The sequence below is a fragment of the Salipaludibacillus aurantiacus genome (assembly GCF_900111295.1).
GTDB lineage: Bacteria > Bacillota > Bacilli > Bacillales > Salisediminibacteriaceae > Salipaludibacillus > Salipaludibacillus aurantiacus.
Map to the genome: position 1 here is coordinate 39,539 of NZ_FOGT01000007.1, position 14,396 is coordinate 53,934.

Annotated in this window: 14 protein-coding genes; 2 read left to right on the top strand and 12 right to left on the bottom strand. The window is 44.2% G+C overall.

Annotated features, from left to right (window positions below; genetic code table 11):
• The first annotated feature begins 590 nt into the window (after positions 1 to 590).
• Both BMW59_RS10095 and BMW59_RS10100 read left to right on the top strand, forming a co-directional pair.
• Complete coding sequence (locus BMW59_RS10095) at positions 591 to 1,058, top strand: hypothetical protein (protein ID WP_093051197.1); 468 nt, start codon at positions 591 to 593, stop codon at positions 1,056 to 1,058.
• 143 nt (positions 1,059 to 1,201) lie between these two features.
• Positions 1,202 to 1,714 (top strand): VanZ family protein, encoded by a 513-nt coding sequence (locus BMW59_RS10100; RefSeq protein ID WP_093051200.1) that lies wholly within the window; start codon positions 1,202 to 1,204, stop codon positions 1,712 to 1,714.
• 178 nt (positions 1,715 to 1,892) lie between these two features.
• On the opposite strand, the gene rbsB is transcribed toward BMW59_RS10100, so the two are convergent.
• From rbsB to BMW59_RS10160, 12 genes are all read right to left on the bottom strand, one after another.
• The gene (rbsB, locus tag BMW59_RS10105; RefSeq protein ID WP_093051203.1) at positions 1,893 to 2,819 is read right to left on the bottom strand and encodes a ribose ABC transporter substrate-binding protein RbsB; all 927 of its coding nucleotides are present in this window, start codon (positions 2,817 to 2,819) and stop codon (positions 1,893 to 1,895) included.
• Between the two features lie 16 nt (positions 2,820 to 2,835).
• Entirely contained in the window at positions 2,836 to 3,780 is a 945-nt protein-coding gene (locus BMW59_RS10110; RefSeq protein ID WP_093051206.1) for an ABC transporter permease subunit, read from the bottom strand.
• Complete coding sequence (locus BMW59_RS10115; RefSeq protein ID WP_093051209.1) at positions 3,767 to 5,266, bottom strand: sugar ABC transporter ATP-binding protein; 1,500 nt, start codon at positions 5,264 to 5,266, stop codon at positions 3,767 to 3,769. The genes BMW59_RS10110 and BMW59_RS10115 overlap by 14 nt, the downstream gene beginning before the upstream one ends.
• 17 nt (positions 5,267 to 5,283) lie before the next feature.
• Positions 5,284 to 5,673 carry a D-ribose pyranase gene (rbsD, locus tag BMW59_RS10120; RefSeq protein WP_093051212.1) on the bottom strand — a complete coding sequence of 130 codons (390 nt, stop codon included), beginning with the start codon at positions 5,671 to 5,673 and terminating at the stop codon, positions 5,284 to 5,286.
• Positions 5,670 to 6,560, bottom strand: coding sequence for a ribokinase (gene rbsK, locus BMW59_RS10125; RefSeq protein ID WP_093051215.1), 891 nt, complete (start codon positions 6,558 to 6,560; stop codon positions 5,670 to 5,672). The genes rbsD and rbsK overlap by 4 nt, the downstream gene beginning before the upstream one ends.
• A gap of 13 nt (positions 6,561 to 6,573) precedes the next feature.
• On the bottom strand, positions 6,574 to 7,542 hold the full coding sequence (locus BMW59_RS10130; protein WP_093051218.1) for a LacI family DNA-binding transcriptional regulator: 969 nt from the start codon (positions 7,540 to 7,542) through the stop codon (positions 6,574 to 6,576).
• A gap of 355 nt (positions 7,543 to 7,897) precedes the next feature.
• A complete protein-coding gene (locus tag BMW59_RS10135; protein ID WP_093051221.1) occupies positions 7,898 to 8,689 on the bottom strand; it encodes an endonuclease/exonuclease/phosphatase family protein in 792 nt (263 codons plus the stop codon).
• Positions 8,690 to 8,839: 150 nt separating this feature from the next.
• Positions 8,840 to 9,940, bottom strand: coding sequence for an ABC transporter permease (locus BMW59_RS10140; RefSeq protein ID WP_093051224.1), 1,101 nt, complete (start codon positions 9,938 to 9,940; stop codon positions 8,840 to 8,842).
• Positions 9,937 to 11,208 (bottom strand): ABC transporter permease, encoded by a 1,272-nt coding sequence (locus BMW59_RS10145; protein WP_093051228.1) that lies wholly within the window; start codon positions 11,206 to 11,208, stop codon positions 9,937 to 9,939. Before BMW59_RS10145 ends, BMW59_RS10140 begins: the two co-directional genes overlap by 4 nt.
• Positions 11,209 to 11,219: 11 nt before the next feature.
• A complete protein-coding gene (locus BMW59_RS10150; protein ID WP_093051231.1) occupies positions 11,220 to 12,152 on the bottom strand; it encodes an ABC transporter ATP-binding protein in 933 nt (310 codons plus the stop codon).
• 241 nt (positions 12,153 to 12,393) lie between these two features.
• Entirely contained in the window at positions 12,394 to 13,029 is a 636-nt protein-coding gene (locus tag BMW59_RS10155; RefSeq protein WP_093051234.1) for a response regulator transcription factor, read from the bottom strand.
• Positions 13,022 to 14,197 carry a sensor histidine kinase gene (locus BMW59_RS10160; RefSeq protein WP_245733050.1) on the bottom strand — a complete coding sequence of 392 codons (1,176 nt, stop codon included), beginning with the start codon at positions 14,195 to 14,197 and terminating at the stop codon, positions 13,022 to 13,024. The genes BMW59_RS10155 and BMW59_RS10160 overlap by 8 nt, the downstream gene beginning before the upstream one ends.
• Positions 14,198 to 14,396 lie beyond the last annotated feature (199 nt).

The window sequence follows — 14,396 nt, forward strand, 5'->3', positions numbered from 1 at the left end:
TATCTCCACGTCCTCCTCCCCTTAAACTTTAGAAAATCGATTACGTAATCGATTACGTAATAATCAAAAATAAAAAGCAGAAAAATTGCTGAAAATGTAAACGGTTACGTAATCGTTTACATAGAATTATAGATATAAATTACTTTCATGTCAATTCTATTTTAAAAGAGTTTTATCTAATATTTCTCCCTGGCAGTCTCCCCTGATCCCCCTCCATTTGTAAAATAAGAGTAAGTAATCCGAACAGAGATCTTCACCGAATCCCCATAAATTAAGCCAGCCATATAATGACAGACTCCCGGAAATCTGCTATTCTATACTTAAACAAAACCTCGCCGTTTAATGCTAAGCAACGAATTGCAAACTCATTAACTTTACCGCGTTTTTCATTAATACTCTGCACTTGTACCTTAATTTCTCACCGATAATTAACCCTGTTTTTGTTTTACCTTATTAAATTTTACCCTTAAATAGATACTTATTTCACTTTAAACTACCTGCATCTCACCATTATGCTCACCCATTCACAAAAACTTCATCACACCCTGACCGGAAAGCCGCTTGAAATGATTAAAAGGGAGTTGATCTGCATGCGTAAGGAAGAATTTAACGAGTTGCTTCTAGCTGATGAAAAAATCTGCCCATCGTCCCCTATCAAACAAGTATTGGAGAGATACGGGAAATCCTCGATCTTTTACAACCTGTGCCGGACATTCTACTTACTTGTTTATAATGCAAACATAATTAAACGCGACCATCTGCAATTCGAATGTTATATCAGTGATGATGATCTTATTCCAGCAGCCTGTGAATTTAACGAAACAGTGAAACTCCTTTCAACTCAATACCAAGCACCCGCTGAAGAAATTAAAGAAGAACTGTTTAACCTTATCAAAAGATATTACACCTGTGCTGCCACACCCGAAGAACTGGACTGTAAGTTCCGTATCGTCGGCGGCGATCCGGACCGCTTCCCGAAAGAATTCATTATGGTATATGACATGAATGAATTCCCGAACTGGGACCATTTCGAAGAACGCATCCGCTCGTTTGTATAAACCTTCCCGCAAACTGAACAACCTCCCTCACTGTCTCCTGAAGCGGATCGTGAGGGAGGTTGTTTTGTTTCCGCCCTCATCCTCCCCCTGGTATATTTCACCTGTCGATGGAAAAGATAGATTACTAGACAGGAGGGATATTTATGCGTATGGCTGCTGTAATAGTTGTGAGCATTCTGCTGGTCATTTCTATGAGCACTTTAGCCGAAATGGCTGCTTCAACCGATGGTTTATCGGTGCAGGCGGTTTATAAAAAAGAAGCTTCACTAAGCTTTCTCACTGACCTTGAAAGCTCCTTTTATTCTGCCTATTCCTTACATAATAACCTTGACCTGCAAATAAGAAAGGCAGGCCATTTTGTAATCTACGGAGTAATAGCCCTCTTAATCTTTTTCACAACTCCCGTAAAAAAATTATGGGAACGCGGTTTATCAGGGGCCGCTTCATCAACGCTCATTGGACTGATCGATGAAATCCACCAGTATTTTTTAATCAGCCGCTCAGGCAGAATTTTAGATGTCTATATAAACGCGGCAGGCAGCCTCACTTTCGCGACGGCTGCCTGTGTTGGTTACCTGATTTTCAGGAAATTAGAAATTAAAAAGACTGCGGAGGCTGGGGCTCATAGAGAGAAGGCCCTTCCAAAGAGCATGTGAGGGGGAAGAGCAAGGCGTTCACATACCGGGTGAAGAGCCTCAAATAGGAGCGCGGCATCAGTTACCCACAACTGTACTGCATTTCATCCCCACTCCTTATCATCAATAAACACTTTATTAATAAAACCTCCCTCGTGAGTGAGGGAGGTTTGCCTGACTTATAAGGCCTGAGATAAAATTATTCTGTCACTAGTTCCAAATCTACTGGAATAAATTCTTCTATATCTTCTCCATTTAATACTGCTTCGGCTGCTTCGAGAGCTTCTTCACCAATAAGGACTGGCTGTTGTGCTACCGTACCAGCTAATCGGCCATTTTCAACTGCGTTTACTGCATCGTCAGTAGCATCAAAGCCCACAACTACTACGTCTTCATTTCCTGAACCTTCTATGGCTTCCAATGCTCCTAGAGCCATTTCATCATTATGGGCAAAAACACCTTTGATATCAGGGTGACCTTGCAGGATATTCTCCATTACTGATAGACCTTCTGCCCTGTCGAAATTAGCAGTCTGCGAGGTTACAACATCTAACGATTCATCTGCTACATTATTAAAACCTTCTCCTCTTTCTCTCGCTGCTGATGATCCAGGAATACCCTCCAATTCAGCAACTTCTGCATCTTCGCCAACCAGATCTACAAGGAGTTCCCCAGCCATTTCTCCGCCAGCTACATTATCTGAGGCTATATGAGAAACAACTTCGCCACCGTCTGAACCACGATCTACTGTAATTACAGGAATACCTTCTGCATTCGCCAATTCAATTGCTGTGATAACTGATGACGAATCTGTTGGGTTGATTAATAACAGATCTATTCCCTGTTGTATCAGGTCTTCCACGTCGTTGACCTGTTTAGAGTCATCATCCTGAGCATCTACAACATTTAGCTCAATTCCAAGTTCTTCTGCTTTTTCTTCCGCACCTTCCTGTAATGTCACAAAGAAAGGGTTGTTTAAGGTTGAGATAGAAAAACCAACGGTATAATCGCCGTTTTCTTCTCCACTCGCTTCATTGTTTGAATCATTTGCAGGAGATTCAGTAGTACATGCAATCATTAAAGCACTGATTAAAGCTACTATTACCCACAGACCTGTTTTCTTCATGTTCAATCGCCCCTTTTTAAGCATTTTTTTTGCGGTCTAATAGTACCGCCAGCAGAATAACACTGCCTTTAACTACTTGCTGGAAGAAAGAACTCACTCCCAACAGATTCAGGCCATTATTTAAGACCCCTATGATCAAGGCACCGATCAAAGTGCCGACGATCCAACCTCTTCCACCAGTTAAACTGGTACCTCCAAGTACCACAGCTGCTATCGCATCAAGTTCGTACATTGTTCCAGCTGTCGGCTGGGCAGAATTTAATCTGGAAGTCAGGATAATCCCAGCTAAAGCTGAGAAAAAACCGGTTAATGAATAAACATAAACTTTAATCCGATCTGCTTTTATTCCAGATAAAATGGAGGCTTCTTCGTTCCCGCCCACGGCATAAACTCTGCGGCCGAATGTAGTTTTTTTCAAGATTAAATAGAGAATAAGAAAACTAATCATCATAGTCATAGCAGGTACCGGGACACCCAGGAAATAACCTCTGCCGAGCATTTCAAATACCGCCGAATCCCCTAGGCCTGAAACCGGCCGACCATCTGTAAACACAAGAGTTAATCCTCTGTAGATAGTCATCGTAGCAAGGGTTGCAATAAATGGAGCAACCTTCCCTTTAGCAATGATTACACCGTTTATTGCTCCAAGAATCACTCCTGCTAACAATCCGATAAGCATAGATAATATTGGATCCACGCCTGAAGCCATTAAAGTTGCTGTCACAGCACTGGATAATGCCAGCATGGAACCGACAGATAAATCAATTCCTCCTGTAAGAATAACGAAAGTCATTCCGAATGCGATTAAAGCATTAATGGAAACCTGGCGGAGAATATTCAGTATATTTGTTAATGACAAAAAGCTGGGATTTAAGACTGAAATAATTATTACAATAAGCAGTAACCCTATAAAAGGGCCCAGCAGCGCCAGCATAGATTTCAATTTATTATTGGCGAACATATTTATCTCCTCCTGTGGCGTAATGCATGATCTTTTCCTCGGTCAGTTCATCGCGCTCGAGGACAGTCATCCAGCGTCCTTCGCTCATTACGCCTACCCTCGTACTTAAACCAATAACCTCTGGCAATTCAGATGAAATCATAATAATTGCAACACCTTGTTTAGCAAGCTCGTTCATAATGTTATATATTTCTTTTTTCGCTCCCACATCTACACCGCGTGTCGGTTCATCCAAAATAAGAATTCTGGTTTTCTCACTAAGCCACTTAGCTATAACGACTTTCTGTTGATTCCCTCCGCTCAGCGATTTAGCAGCCTGTGAAGGCCCAGCAGTTTTGACACTCAACTTTTTTACCAGATTACTGTAAAGTTCCTGTTCTTTCCGGGGAATGATCCAGTTAGACTGTGAAATATCTGAAAGATGCGTCAAACTTAAATTGTCTTTCACAGAAAAATCGACTATCAGTCCTTTTGATTTCCGGTCTTCAGATACAAATCCTAAACCATAATCAATAGCAGCTTTTGGGTCTTGTATCACTGCTTTTTTCCCATCGATAAAAATATCGCCGCTATCTGCTCTTCTAAAACCAAAAAGCGTTTCTGCTACTTCTGATCTCCCTGCTCCCATAAGACCTGAAATCCCGAATATTTCACCAGATCTCACTTTAAACGAAACCTTCTCAAACTCGCCTTTCCGTGATAAGTTTTTAATTTCTAATCTCGTATCTCCAGGAACTAACTCATACTCTGGAAATCTCCCGCCTATTTCTCGCCCTACCATCATTTTCACAATTGCGTCAAATTCAGTTTCATTTACTTTTTTAGTCCCTGCATACTCGCCGTCTCTCAGTACAGTGATGCTGTCACACAATGAGAATATCTCCTCCATACGATGTGAAATATAAATAAAAGAGACTCCTTTTCGTTTTAACTCCCTGATCGTTTTAAACAGAGTATCAATTTCCCTGTCTGTTAACGCCGCAGTGGGCTCATCCATCACAATAACATCTGCGTTTGTCATCAACGCCCGGGCAATTTCAATGATTTGCTGCTTACCGACAGATAAACTTCCAGTACGCTGTGAAGCCTTAACATTTAACCCCAGATCAGCTAAAATCTCCTCAGTTTCTCTGTTCATCTCCCTATTCTTGAGAATCCCAGTTCTTCCATACGTCTGTTCATTTCCTAAAAATAAGTTTTCTGCTACTGTTAATTCCGGAAGGATATTTAATTCCTGGTGAATAACAGCAAGGCCGTCTTTCTCCGCATCTTTTGGATGTTTGTAATTGACCTCTCTGCCTTTAACTTCAACTGTGCCTTTATCCATAGAATAAATGCCAGTCAAGATTTTCATGAGCGTCGATTTTCCTGCCCCGTTCTCCCCCATAAGTGCGTGGATTTCACCTTTTTTGAGAGAAAAATTAACGTTTTTCAGGACTTTATTGCCGCTGAAAGATTTTTCTATACCTTCCATCTGGATAATCATCCCGTTAGCACTTCCTTTCAGAAAATAACATTTGACTGAAGAATCACATTCGCATAGGGGGTCGCTTCACCTGTTCTGATAATCGCTTTGACCTTATTCAATTCCTTCTTCAGTAAATCGTGGGAGGTAAAGTCTGCCGGGAGCCCTGTCTCCTGTAAAAAAGAGTAAACCTTTTCATTTTTAGATTTAATTTCTTCAGCGAGTATTATTTTTTCGACTGCCATATCGTTTAAAATTTCTGTGACCACTTCATCAAAAGAGGGGGAGCCTATCCGAATACTTAAATCTATACAGGGTACATGATCAGGAACAGGAAGCCCGCAATCCGCAATAGCTATCCGATCAGTATGTCCCAACCGGGCTAACACAGCTGCAATTTCTCTATTTATAACGCCTTGTTTTTTCATAGTATCTCCCTTTCATTTAAAAAATGGTCAAGCTCCGGTCTATTCGGCATACCGCCCTGCGCTCCTCTTTTTAAAACCGAGATGGCTGCAGCGGCATTAGCAAACGTTACGGCTTTCTTTAAATCCTGCCCTTCGGCAAAGGCAACAGCCAAGGCACCATTAAATGTATCGCCTGCACCGGTTGTGTCCACCGGCTGTACCGGAAATCCTTTAATGCGGTAACTTTTATCGCTTTTAAAATAAGTGGCTCCTCTTTTTCCTTCAGTGATAATAAGCTTTTCTCTAAGAGCTTGATTTAAATTGTTACCGAACAAAACTTCTTTTTCTGTTTCATTAGGAGTCAGATAAGTAACTTTGTGCCAAATACCCTCATCTAATTTCTGGGCGGGTGCCGGGTTTAAAATGACTGGCACATTATTGGCATGACAGAGTTCTACAACATAGATGATGGTCGCAAGGGGAATTTCCATTTGCAGAAGAACCATATCACTTGAAAGAATAACCTCTTTATAGGACTCGACGTATTCTTTTGTTACAAAGTTATTTGCACCGGGTGTGACAATAATTCTGTTATCACTTTCAGATAGAATAATTGTAGCTACACCAGATGCTACATCTGTAACCGGTTTCACATCAGTTAAAAAAACACCGTTCTTTTCCATCGTTTCTTTTAAAACTTCTCCAAATGGATCATTACCTATCCTGCCTACTAGCTTTACTTCAGCCCCCAATCTGGAGGCAGCTACCGCCTGGTTTGCTCCTTTACCGCCGGGGACTGTAAAAAATTCCTTACCCAAAACAGTTTCTCCCTGTTCAGGAAAACGGTCCGTCAACGTAACCAAATCCATATTTAAACTGCCTACTACTGTAATAGCCGGCTTTTTCATACAATCACCTTCCTTACGTTGTGCCCCTAATAACAAGTTTTGTCGGTAAGTCATAATACATCGCATCAATGGGTTTTTTCTCTATCTGTTTAATTAATAACCTTGAAGAAAGGGCCCCCATTTTATAAATGGACTGTTCAATTGTAGATAATGGAGGCACAAGCATACTGCCTAATGGAATCCCGTCAAACCCAATAACTTTTAATTGATCTGGAATAGAAAAATTGAGCGTATGAGCTGCTTTCATGACTCCAGCTGCCGTCACATCGCTTCCTGCAAATACCCCATCAATCAGAGGGGTGTTTGTAAGTAATTCATTTGCAGCAGATTCTGCTTTATCAATATGGAAGTCTGCGTTGACAACTTTATATGGAATCTCATGCTGTTCAGCAACTTCCTTAAATCCTAAATACCTTTCATCAGCAGGTGCGACGCCCACTGGCCCTCTGAAATGAGCAAGGTAGCGGCATCCTCTGTGAATCAGATGTTCTGTTGCCTCCCGTGCCCCCTGCCGGTTATTCGATACGACAGTTGGAATATTATCACCTAATTCCCGGTCGAGGGCGACTATAGGTAACTCGAGACGGTCATAATCTTCGGTACTTAAACTACTCGTAGTCAAAATAATTCCGTCCACATATTTCTGCTTTAAAGCTTCAAAATACTTCTTCTCTTTTTCAACCATTTCATCTGTGTTACACAGAACAACGGTATACCCGTAAGTTAAAGCTACATCTTCCACAGCCCGGGCCAGTTCCGGGAAGAAAGGGTTAGTAATATCAGGAACAACCAGCCCAATCATACCTGAAGACTTATTATATAAAGTTCTCGCGACAGAATTGGGACGATAATCTAACATTTTGATCGCCTTTAGAACAGCTTCTTCCGCTTCTTTACTCACATAACCCTTTTTATTCAAAACTCTTGACACTGTCGCTACAGAAACTTTTGCCTGCTTAGCAACATCACGTATAGTAGCCATAACTTATTCCGCCTATCTGTTATCAGTCAGGTATAAATATTTGTATCTCTTAGTATTTAGTATTCCTATTTTTATGTGTAACCGGTTACACACATTGTATTAAGTTATAATGGCGTTGTCAACCGAGGATGTCAATGAAATTATTGGGAATTGTTTTTATTTAGCAGTCGGAAGGTAAGGAATGCAGCAAACTGGTGAGAAGAGGAGGCATTAGTTTTGCTGCCACCCTCTTTTCTCCCCGTGCGCCGTAACCGCCTCTATTTTTTATACAAAACCTCAAACCCTGCTGCCTGCCTCTTAAACCAGCAAACAACAGGGTTTAATTAAATGAAAGCTGACCGGCCGCCGAAGAAGATTACTCCAGTTCGGTTTCTATCCCGAAATGGTCTGAGATGACCGGTTCGTCTTTTCCGTCAAAAATGATTTTTGAGTACGTTACTTTAGACGGCCAGTTAGTAAAAATATAATCAATCTTTAAACCATTTAAATTTTCAGACCAGCCGGCAATTTCTCCTTCAATTGTAGCGTGTCCTTCTTGTTTTTCAGCAGTGCGGTGAGTATCATGAAGACCCTTGCCAAGAAGATAGTCGTAACCTTCTCCTTGTTTGATGTCCGGGCTGTTAAAATCCCCCATTAGGACAAAACGTTCACAGTTTTCTGCTTTTTCAATGAGCTGGTCTACCTGGTTTTCGTATGGTTCTTCCTGATCTCCCCACCAGCCGAGGTGGCAGGAAAATAGGCCGACCGGCTGGCCGTCAATAATAAATTCGCCGCCTGTAATTTTTCTCGTTTTCCAGAAATCCATCGAGCGGGAGGAAGTGAGATAAAACGATTCAATTTGATTTGCAGGATGGCGCACGAGGAGAGCCACACCTTCCTCATACCACACGTAGCCGTAATGAGACGCGTCCCAGTAAAGTTCGTAGTCTGTGCTTCCAAGCTTCCCCAGTTCATTTTTTAACAATAGCCCGTAATTATCAGCCCGAAGTCTGCCATCTTCCTCGAGGGGCGCTTTCTTATGCTGGCTTACTTCCTGAAGGGCTACAGCGTCGTATCTTTTGTTATGAATGGTCTCAGCAAGCAGCCTGATTTTCTCCACTTGGTTTTCTTCCTGCCAAGAGTGGACATTTAATGTGAGCAGCTTCAAACGTTAGCCTCCTAACCGATCGTTTATTTATGATTTTAGCATATCTGCTTTTTAGTTCATAAATCGCATGAATACTCTCCCCGCAACCATGCTCACTCGATCATCCGCCCGGTGAGAAGACCATATATTCGTTTTATCGACTTTCTTTTTCTAACCCCTTCGTTCCATTAAATTAACTCCTACGCCCATGCATACGACACCGAAGATGATTAAGATGCTGAGAGGCTGGGCTAAGTCGGCAAGACCGCGGCCGTATATGGCGATGCTTTTTAAAGCGTCCAGCGCGTAGAGGATCGGCATGCCCTGTGACAGGAACAGTACGATGTTATTTGTGACGATTTCTATCGGCCAGAATGCGCCGCCAAGCATAGCCATGGCTGTGGCCACGATCGGTATGACGGCCTGGAGCTGTTGCGATGATTTGACGAGTCCCATCAGCAGTGTGCCGAGAGCGACAATAGCAAACGCGTAGCAGCCGACAACGATAAGAATAGCAGGGAAATTCCCGCCAAGGTCAAATCCCAGGCCGTATTTAAAAAGAAGAAATATGACCACTATTTGGGCACAGCCCACTGTGAAACAATAGAGAAAATGCCCAATATACATCTGTGATTTTTTTAATGGAGAGACAATTAATCTGTCCCATGTACCCGTCCGCTTTTCTTCAGTGACATTCATGAGGCTGAAAATCATCGTATAGATGGAGAAGAAAAGGGTCATTCCAAAGAGTGTCTGAATTTGATTGTCATAAACAAAGGTTCCCTCAGCGCCCTCGATCGTTTCAGTGGTCACGGTGAGCACCGGGTCTTCGAGGGATGACTGAATGTCTTCACGGATGTTTTCTCCCCCGGCTTCTTCTGCCTGCATTAGACGGAATTCTTCCCGGAACACCTGAGCCGTGTAGCTCTCTACTCTCATGAGATTCGCGTCCTCCGCAGCCACCACCATGCGGTAATCCGAATCACCGACGGCAAGAGCAAAATTCCTACGGCCGTCCCGCATCATCTCACGGACCTCTTCTTCTTCTCTCAGATCAAAGAACATCCCTTCAGATTCGTTTAAACGGTCGATCCACTCTTCGGCGGCTTGATCTGAGGAGCCCTCTTTTACTAAAGCAAGCACGGTGAATTTATCATCCGACTGAAACCCGGCAAGTGTAAAAACAAAAACGACTGTTAATAAGAAGAAGGACACCACGAGCATCGGCGCCCTGCGAAACCGTTGCCACTGGTGCAGATAGATTGATTTCATACGATCGTCGACCTCCTTCTTGGAAAAATTAACAGACTGACCACTATAATAATAACTGTAGCCACAGCAATACGGAGAAGTGAGCCCATAATTACCGACGTCTCGTAGCCCTGAAGCCATTGCACATATGCCGCAAGGCCTGCCCCGTTAGGCGTCCAGCTTCCAATGAATTTAAAGAAAGCAGGCATGTTATCCGTCGGGAAAAAGCTGCCGCCAACGAAGGCGAACAAGGAAACAACCCCACCTGAAAATATACTTGAAATAGCGTCGTTATTATACCTGACTACAAGAGCTGTCAATAATGCTGCGAGCGCCCCCACGCATAGTGAGAGTGCAGCTGAAATTCCCGCCATGCCAAGCCAGAAATCAATGGAATGAAATGTAAAGGCCTGGAAAACGATTGCCGAGAGGGAAAATAATATGGCAAGCTGAAGGAACGCAATCAGCGACGCAGATATAAATTTTCCGCTTAAATAGGTCACGGGGTGGGTTCCCGTCAACAGGATCCGGTAAAAGACGTGCTGCTTTTTTTCCACAAAAGCTTTACTCGACAAAGTGGAACTCACATAAAGAACAAACATGACGGCCATGCCGAGAGCGTAATACTGCATTGAACTGACCGGATCGGCAGCTGTGGCCGATTCCCTCCCGCCAACCGCTGCCTCTTCTCCGGGCGGCAATTCTCCGCCGTATGCCTGAGCAATTGCCGTTTCAAAATTAAGTTCTCTTACAAACTGACTAATCACATCGTTAAAAATACTTGCCCGGAGAGAGCCATACTCCGTTACAGTTAAGGCAAGCGAACTGCCTTCCCCTTCATCAAGCATCATTTTTCTCAGTGAATCGTATGTGAAATGCTCGGGAATGGTTAAAACTGCCGCCACTTCTTCATTTCGTACATAGGACTCAGCTGTTTCCTGATCCGTCTCAACAATTGCAATGATTTCTTCAAGCTCATCATTTTCAAACATTGCCATTAGAAGACGGGACGGGCTGATGTCGCTAGCAGCATTTTCTAGAGCCTGAACCTGCTCATCCGGTGCCCCGCTCTCTTCAAGATCTTCAATAAACGCCTCAATGCCAACCTCCTCATCATCCAGCTGCACGAGAGCCACTTGCATCTCAAGAGCTTCCGTGTTTCCTTCAAACATGCCGCGCAAGGCGAAACCGAGGATCCCAATCAGGATGAGCGGCATTAAGAGCAGGACAATCAGTTCTGTCCTGTCACGCGCCATAATTTTTAAATCTTTAAGAATAAATGATAGCATGCCACTCCCCCCTAGTCCCTGAGTTTCCGGCCGGTCAGGTGCAAAAAGACATCCTCAAGCGTCGGCACTTGAACGGTAATGTTTGATATTTGGGCGCCGTGACGTTCTGCTGCCTGAAAGATTTTTCCGAGCAGCCGGCTTCCTTTCGGCACGATAAGCTTCAGCCCCTTGTCAGTTTCTATCGTCTGCAAAATCGCCTCATCCGCATCCAGTTCTTTTACAAGTTCCGGATAATCCCGGTCCATCTCGACTAAAATTGCTTCTTCACCTGAAAGAATGCTTTTCAGCTCATCCTTTGTTCCAGAGGCTATGACTTTTCCGTGATCCATAATATAGACCCGGTCGCAAAGCCGTTCAACTTCCTCCATATAATGGCTCGTGTACAGCACCGTCATCCCTTTCTCTTCATTCAGCTTTCTGACTGTATCCAGAATATAGCTCCGGGACTGGGGATCGATGCCGACGGTTGGTTCATCCATAATAAGAATTTCAGGCTCATGCAGAAGAGCGGCGCCAATATTAATTCGCCGTTTCATTCCCCCGGAATACGTTTTGACAAGATCTTTCTGGCGGTCTTCCAGGCCAAGAAGCTCAAGCACTTCCTGGACCCGTCTGCTGAGAGCCTCTCCCTTCAGCCCGTAAATCCGCCCGAAAAATTTAAGATTTTCATAAGCTGTGAGTTCCGGATACAGGGCAATTTCCTGAGGGACAATCCCAAGCACTTTACGAATCTCATTCGGATGCTTAAGCACACTTTTTCCATTAAGGCGGACGTCTCCTGCCGAAGGTGCTATGAGAGAAGCAATCATAGATATCGTCGTCGACTTCCCTGCACCGTTTGGCCCCAACAGGCCGACTGACTCTCCTTTTTCCAAAAATAAATTGACGCTGTCCACAGCTGCCGTCCCTTTGTACACTTTACGAAGCTCTTCCGTTTCCAACATCGTCCACCACTCCATTCTTTTTCTTCTATCTGAATTGATTATATAAAGAAAGAGACAGTGCTCCCACTGTCTCCCGTCACTTGTTTAATTAAAAGACATGACTTTAGTCATTTTTGATTAGAAAGGTGGCGTTTTCTGCCGTCCCCTTAGAAATATAAGAGACGCAGCGAAAAGACTGAGATCTTAATTTATTGCCAGGTCGTTGCTGTCTCATCAAAAGTCTGCGTCTGTTTTTTAAAAATTATACGAGGTGATGGCGAATCGCGTAAATGGCGATCTGAGTACGGTCGCGGAGCGTTAGCTTATCTAATATGACACTGATATGATTTTTTACGGTGCCGACAGACAAACAAAGCTCGTTCGCAATTTCCTGGTTGTTTTTGCCGTTTCCAATCAGTTTAATGACTGCAATTTCCCGCGGAGTTAAACTCGGGTCGAGCTCCTGTTTCTCATGGACCTGGTTTAAGAGACGGGGCATGACTTTGGCAGCGACATGGTCCTGAAGGGTGAGCCCGCCTGATAAGCAGCTTCTTATCGCCCGAATCAGTTCTTCTGCATCGGCGTCTTTCAGCATATAGCCGCTCGCACCGCATTTTAAGGCTTCGAGAGCATAATCATCATCATTAAAAGTCGTCAAAATTAGCATTTTCTGATCGGGCCAGCGCCGGTGGATTTCCCTCGCAGCCTCAAGCCCGTCCATAACGGGCATACGTATATCGAGAATCACCAGGTCGACAGCATGGCTTTCGCAAATAGCCACTGCTTCTTTCCCATTCTGGGCCTCTTTTAACACTCTCATTTCCGGGTCTGTTTCGATCATCATTTTCAGCCCTTGGCGGACCATGCTCTGGTCTTCAGCGAGTAAAATATTAATCATTGCTGCCACCTTCCTTTTTGTACAGAGGTAAAGTGCCCCGAACGATAAAACTTCCCGAATGCTTTAAGACATCCAGTTCTCCCCCAGCCTGCTCAACCCGTTCGCGCATGGCTTTAATTCCAAATCCTTCTTTTAGAGGTTCATCGTTGGTTGTTCTGTGGCTGACTTCAAAACGGAAAACCGACCCTCCCGGCACTTCAAAAATAACTTCCGCTTCCTTCGTTCCGCTGTGCCTCATCATGTTTGTTAATGCTTCCTGGACAGCCCTGTAAACAGCGATCGCCTGGTCGTTCCTTAAAGGAGCCGTCAGCGCGCCGTGTTTTATGCCGAAATGCACTCTCAGGAAACTCTCCGCTTCAAGCTTGCGGATAAGACGGATGATAGCCGGCAATCCTCCGGTCTCTTCTTTATTCAACGTTTTAACCGCCCGCCGTGTTTCCTCAAGACTGTCTTTTGCGAGACGTTTTAACTCGGAGACACCCTCCTTATGAGTGTCACTTGCCTGCAGACGAAAGACTTCGAGCTGCATAAGAAGGGCTGTCAATTTATGGCCGACAGAGTCATGGATATCACGGGCAATCTGTGTCCGTTCTTCCCGCCTAACCGCTGCTTCTCCTGCCGCAGCTGAACGTTTCAGTTTTCTGAATTCGATCAGCAGGGCTTCATGCTGCTCACTCATTTGCCGCTCCCGGGACAAATGCTGGTAAAAGTAGACACTTCCTGCTGTTATAAGGAGTGTTAAAAGCAAAAGAAAAGCCGGTGGATGTGCCGGCAGACCTGCGGCCACAGGCAGCGCCAGTCCGGCAGCAAATACTCCTCCCACGGCAGCCATTTGCCATGGCCGCAGCCGGTACACCGCCTCTCCCATAATCATGATAACCAAAATGAGTTGATAAGGATTAGCCTCCCATCCCGTTTCAGGCCAGTACGCCCATGTAAGCGCCACTGCCCCAACGGAGAAGAGAACAGTTTGCCCTATTTTATGATTATTAAAAATAGGAAGTAAGAAATACAAACTGAAAAAGAGCGCACTTCCCGCTAACCGAAACGGGTCATCTATCAGTGTCCCTCCGCCATGCATTAACCCTAATCCCCACGTGATTAACAGCAATCCGATCCACACCCAGAACCGCATCTGATACTCACCCCGCTCCGATACATTTACCATGCTTTTATCATAGCAAAAAAGTCCGGGGATAATTAGTGGTTATTTAGTTTACGGAGGAGCTGCGTCGGGAGATTAGGGGGACCGTGAAGTACAGGGTTAAGAGCGCTCAGGAATTAAGGGGATCCGGAGTATTGGGGTTTGGTGCCGGAATCGGCGGAGTGCTGATTTGTTAAGTTTCGGTAAGTGCCGCAATCTTTCG

Coding starts and splice junctions, on each gene's coding strand:
- BMW59_RS10160 (WP_245733050.1), bottom strand. CDS start 14,197: ATGGTAAATGTATCGGAGCGGGGTGAGTATCAGATGCGGTTCTGGGTG.
- BMW59_RS10115 (WP_093051209.1), bottom strand. CDS start 5,266: ATGATTATCCAGATGGAAGGTATAGAAAAATCTTTCAGCGGCAATAAA.
- BMW59_RS10145 (WP_093051228.1), bottom strand. CDS start 11,208: ATGCTATCATTTATTCTTAAAGATTTAAAAATTATGGCGCGTGACAGG.
- rbsB (WP_093051203.1), bottom strand. CDS start 2,819: ATGAAGAAAACAGGTCTGTGGGTAATAGTAGCTTTAATCAGTGCTTTA.
- BMW59_RS10150 (WP_093051231.1), bottom strand. CDS start 12,152: ATGTTGGAAACGGAAGAGCTTCGTAAAGTGTACAAAGGGACGGCAGCT.
- BMW59_RS10140 (WP_093051224.1), bottom strand. CDS start 9,940: ATGAAATCAATCTATCTGCACCAGTGGCAACGGTTTCGCAGGGCGCCG.
- rbsD (WP_093051212.1), bottom strand. CDS start 5,673: ATGAAAAAACAAGGCGTTATAAATAGAGAAATTGCAGCTGTGTTAGCC.
- BMW59_RS10155 (WP_093051234.1), bottom strand. CDS start 13,029: ATGATTAATATTTTACTCGCTGAAGACCAGAGCATGGTCCGCCAAGGG.
- BMW59_RS10130 (WP_093051218.1), bottom strand. CDS start 7,542: ATGGCTACTATACGTGATGTTGCTAAGCAGGCAAAAGTTTCTGTAGCG.
- rbsK (WP_093051215.1), bottom strand. CDS start 6,560: ATGAAAAAGCCGGCTATTACAGTAGTAGGCAGTTTAAATATGGATTTG.
- BMW59_RS10110 (WP_093051206.1), bottom strand. CDS start 3,780: ATGTTCGCCAATAATAAATTGAAATCTATGCTGGCGCTGCTGGGCCCT.
- BMW59_RS10095 (WP_093051197.1), top strand. CDS start 591: ATGCGTAAGGAAGAATTTAACGAGTTGCTTCTAGCTGATGAAAAAATC.
- BMW59_RS10100 (WP_093051200.1), top strand. CDS start 1,202: ATGCGTATGGCTGCTGTAATAGTTGTGAGCATTCTGCTGGTCATTTCT.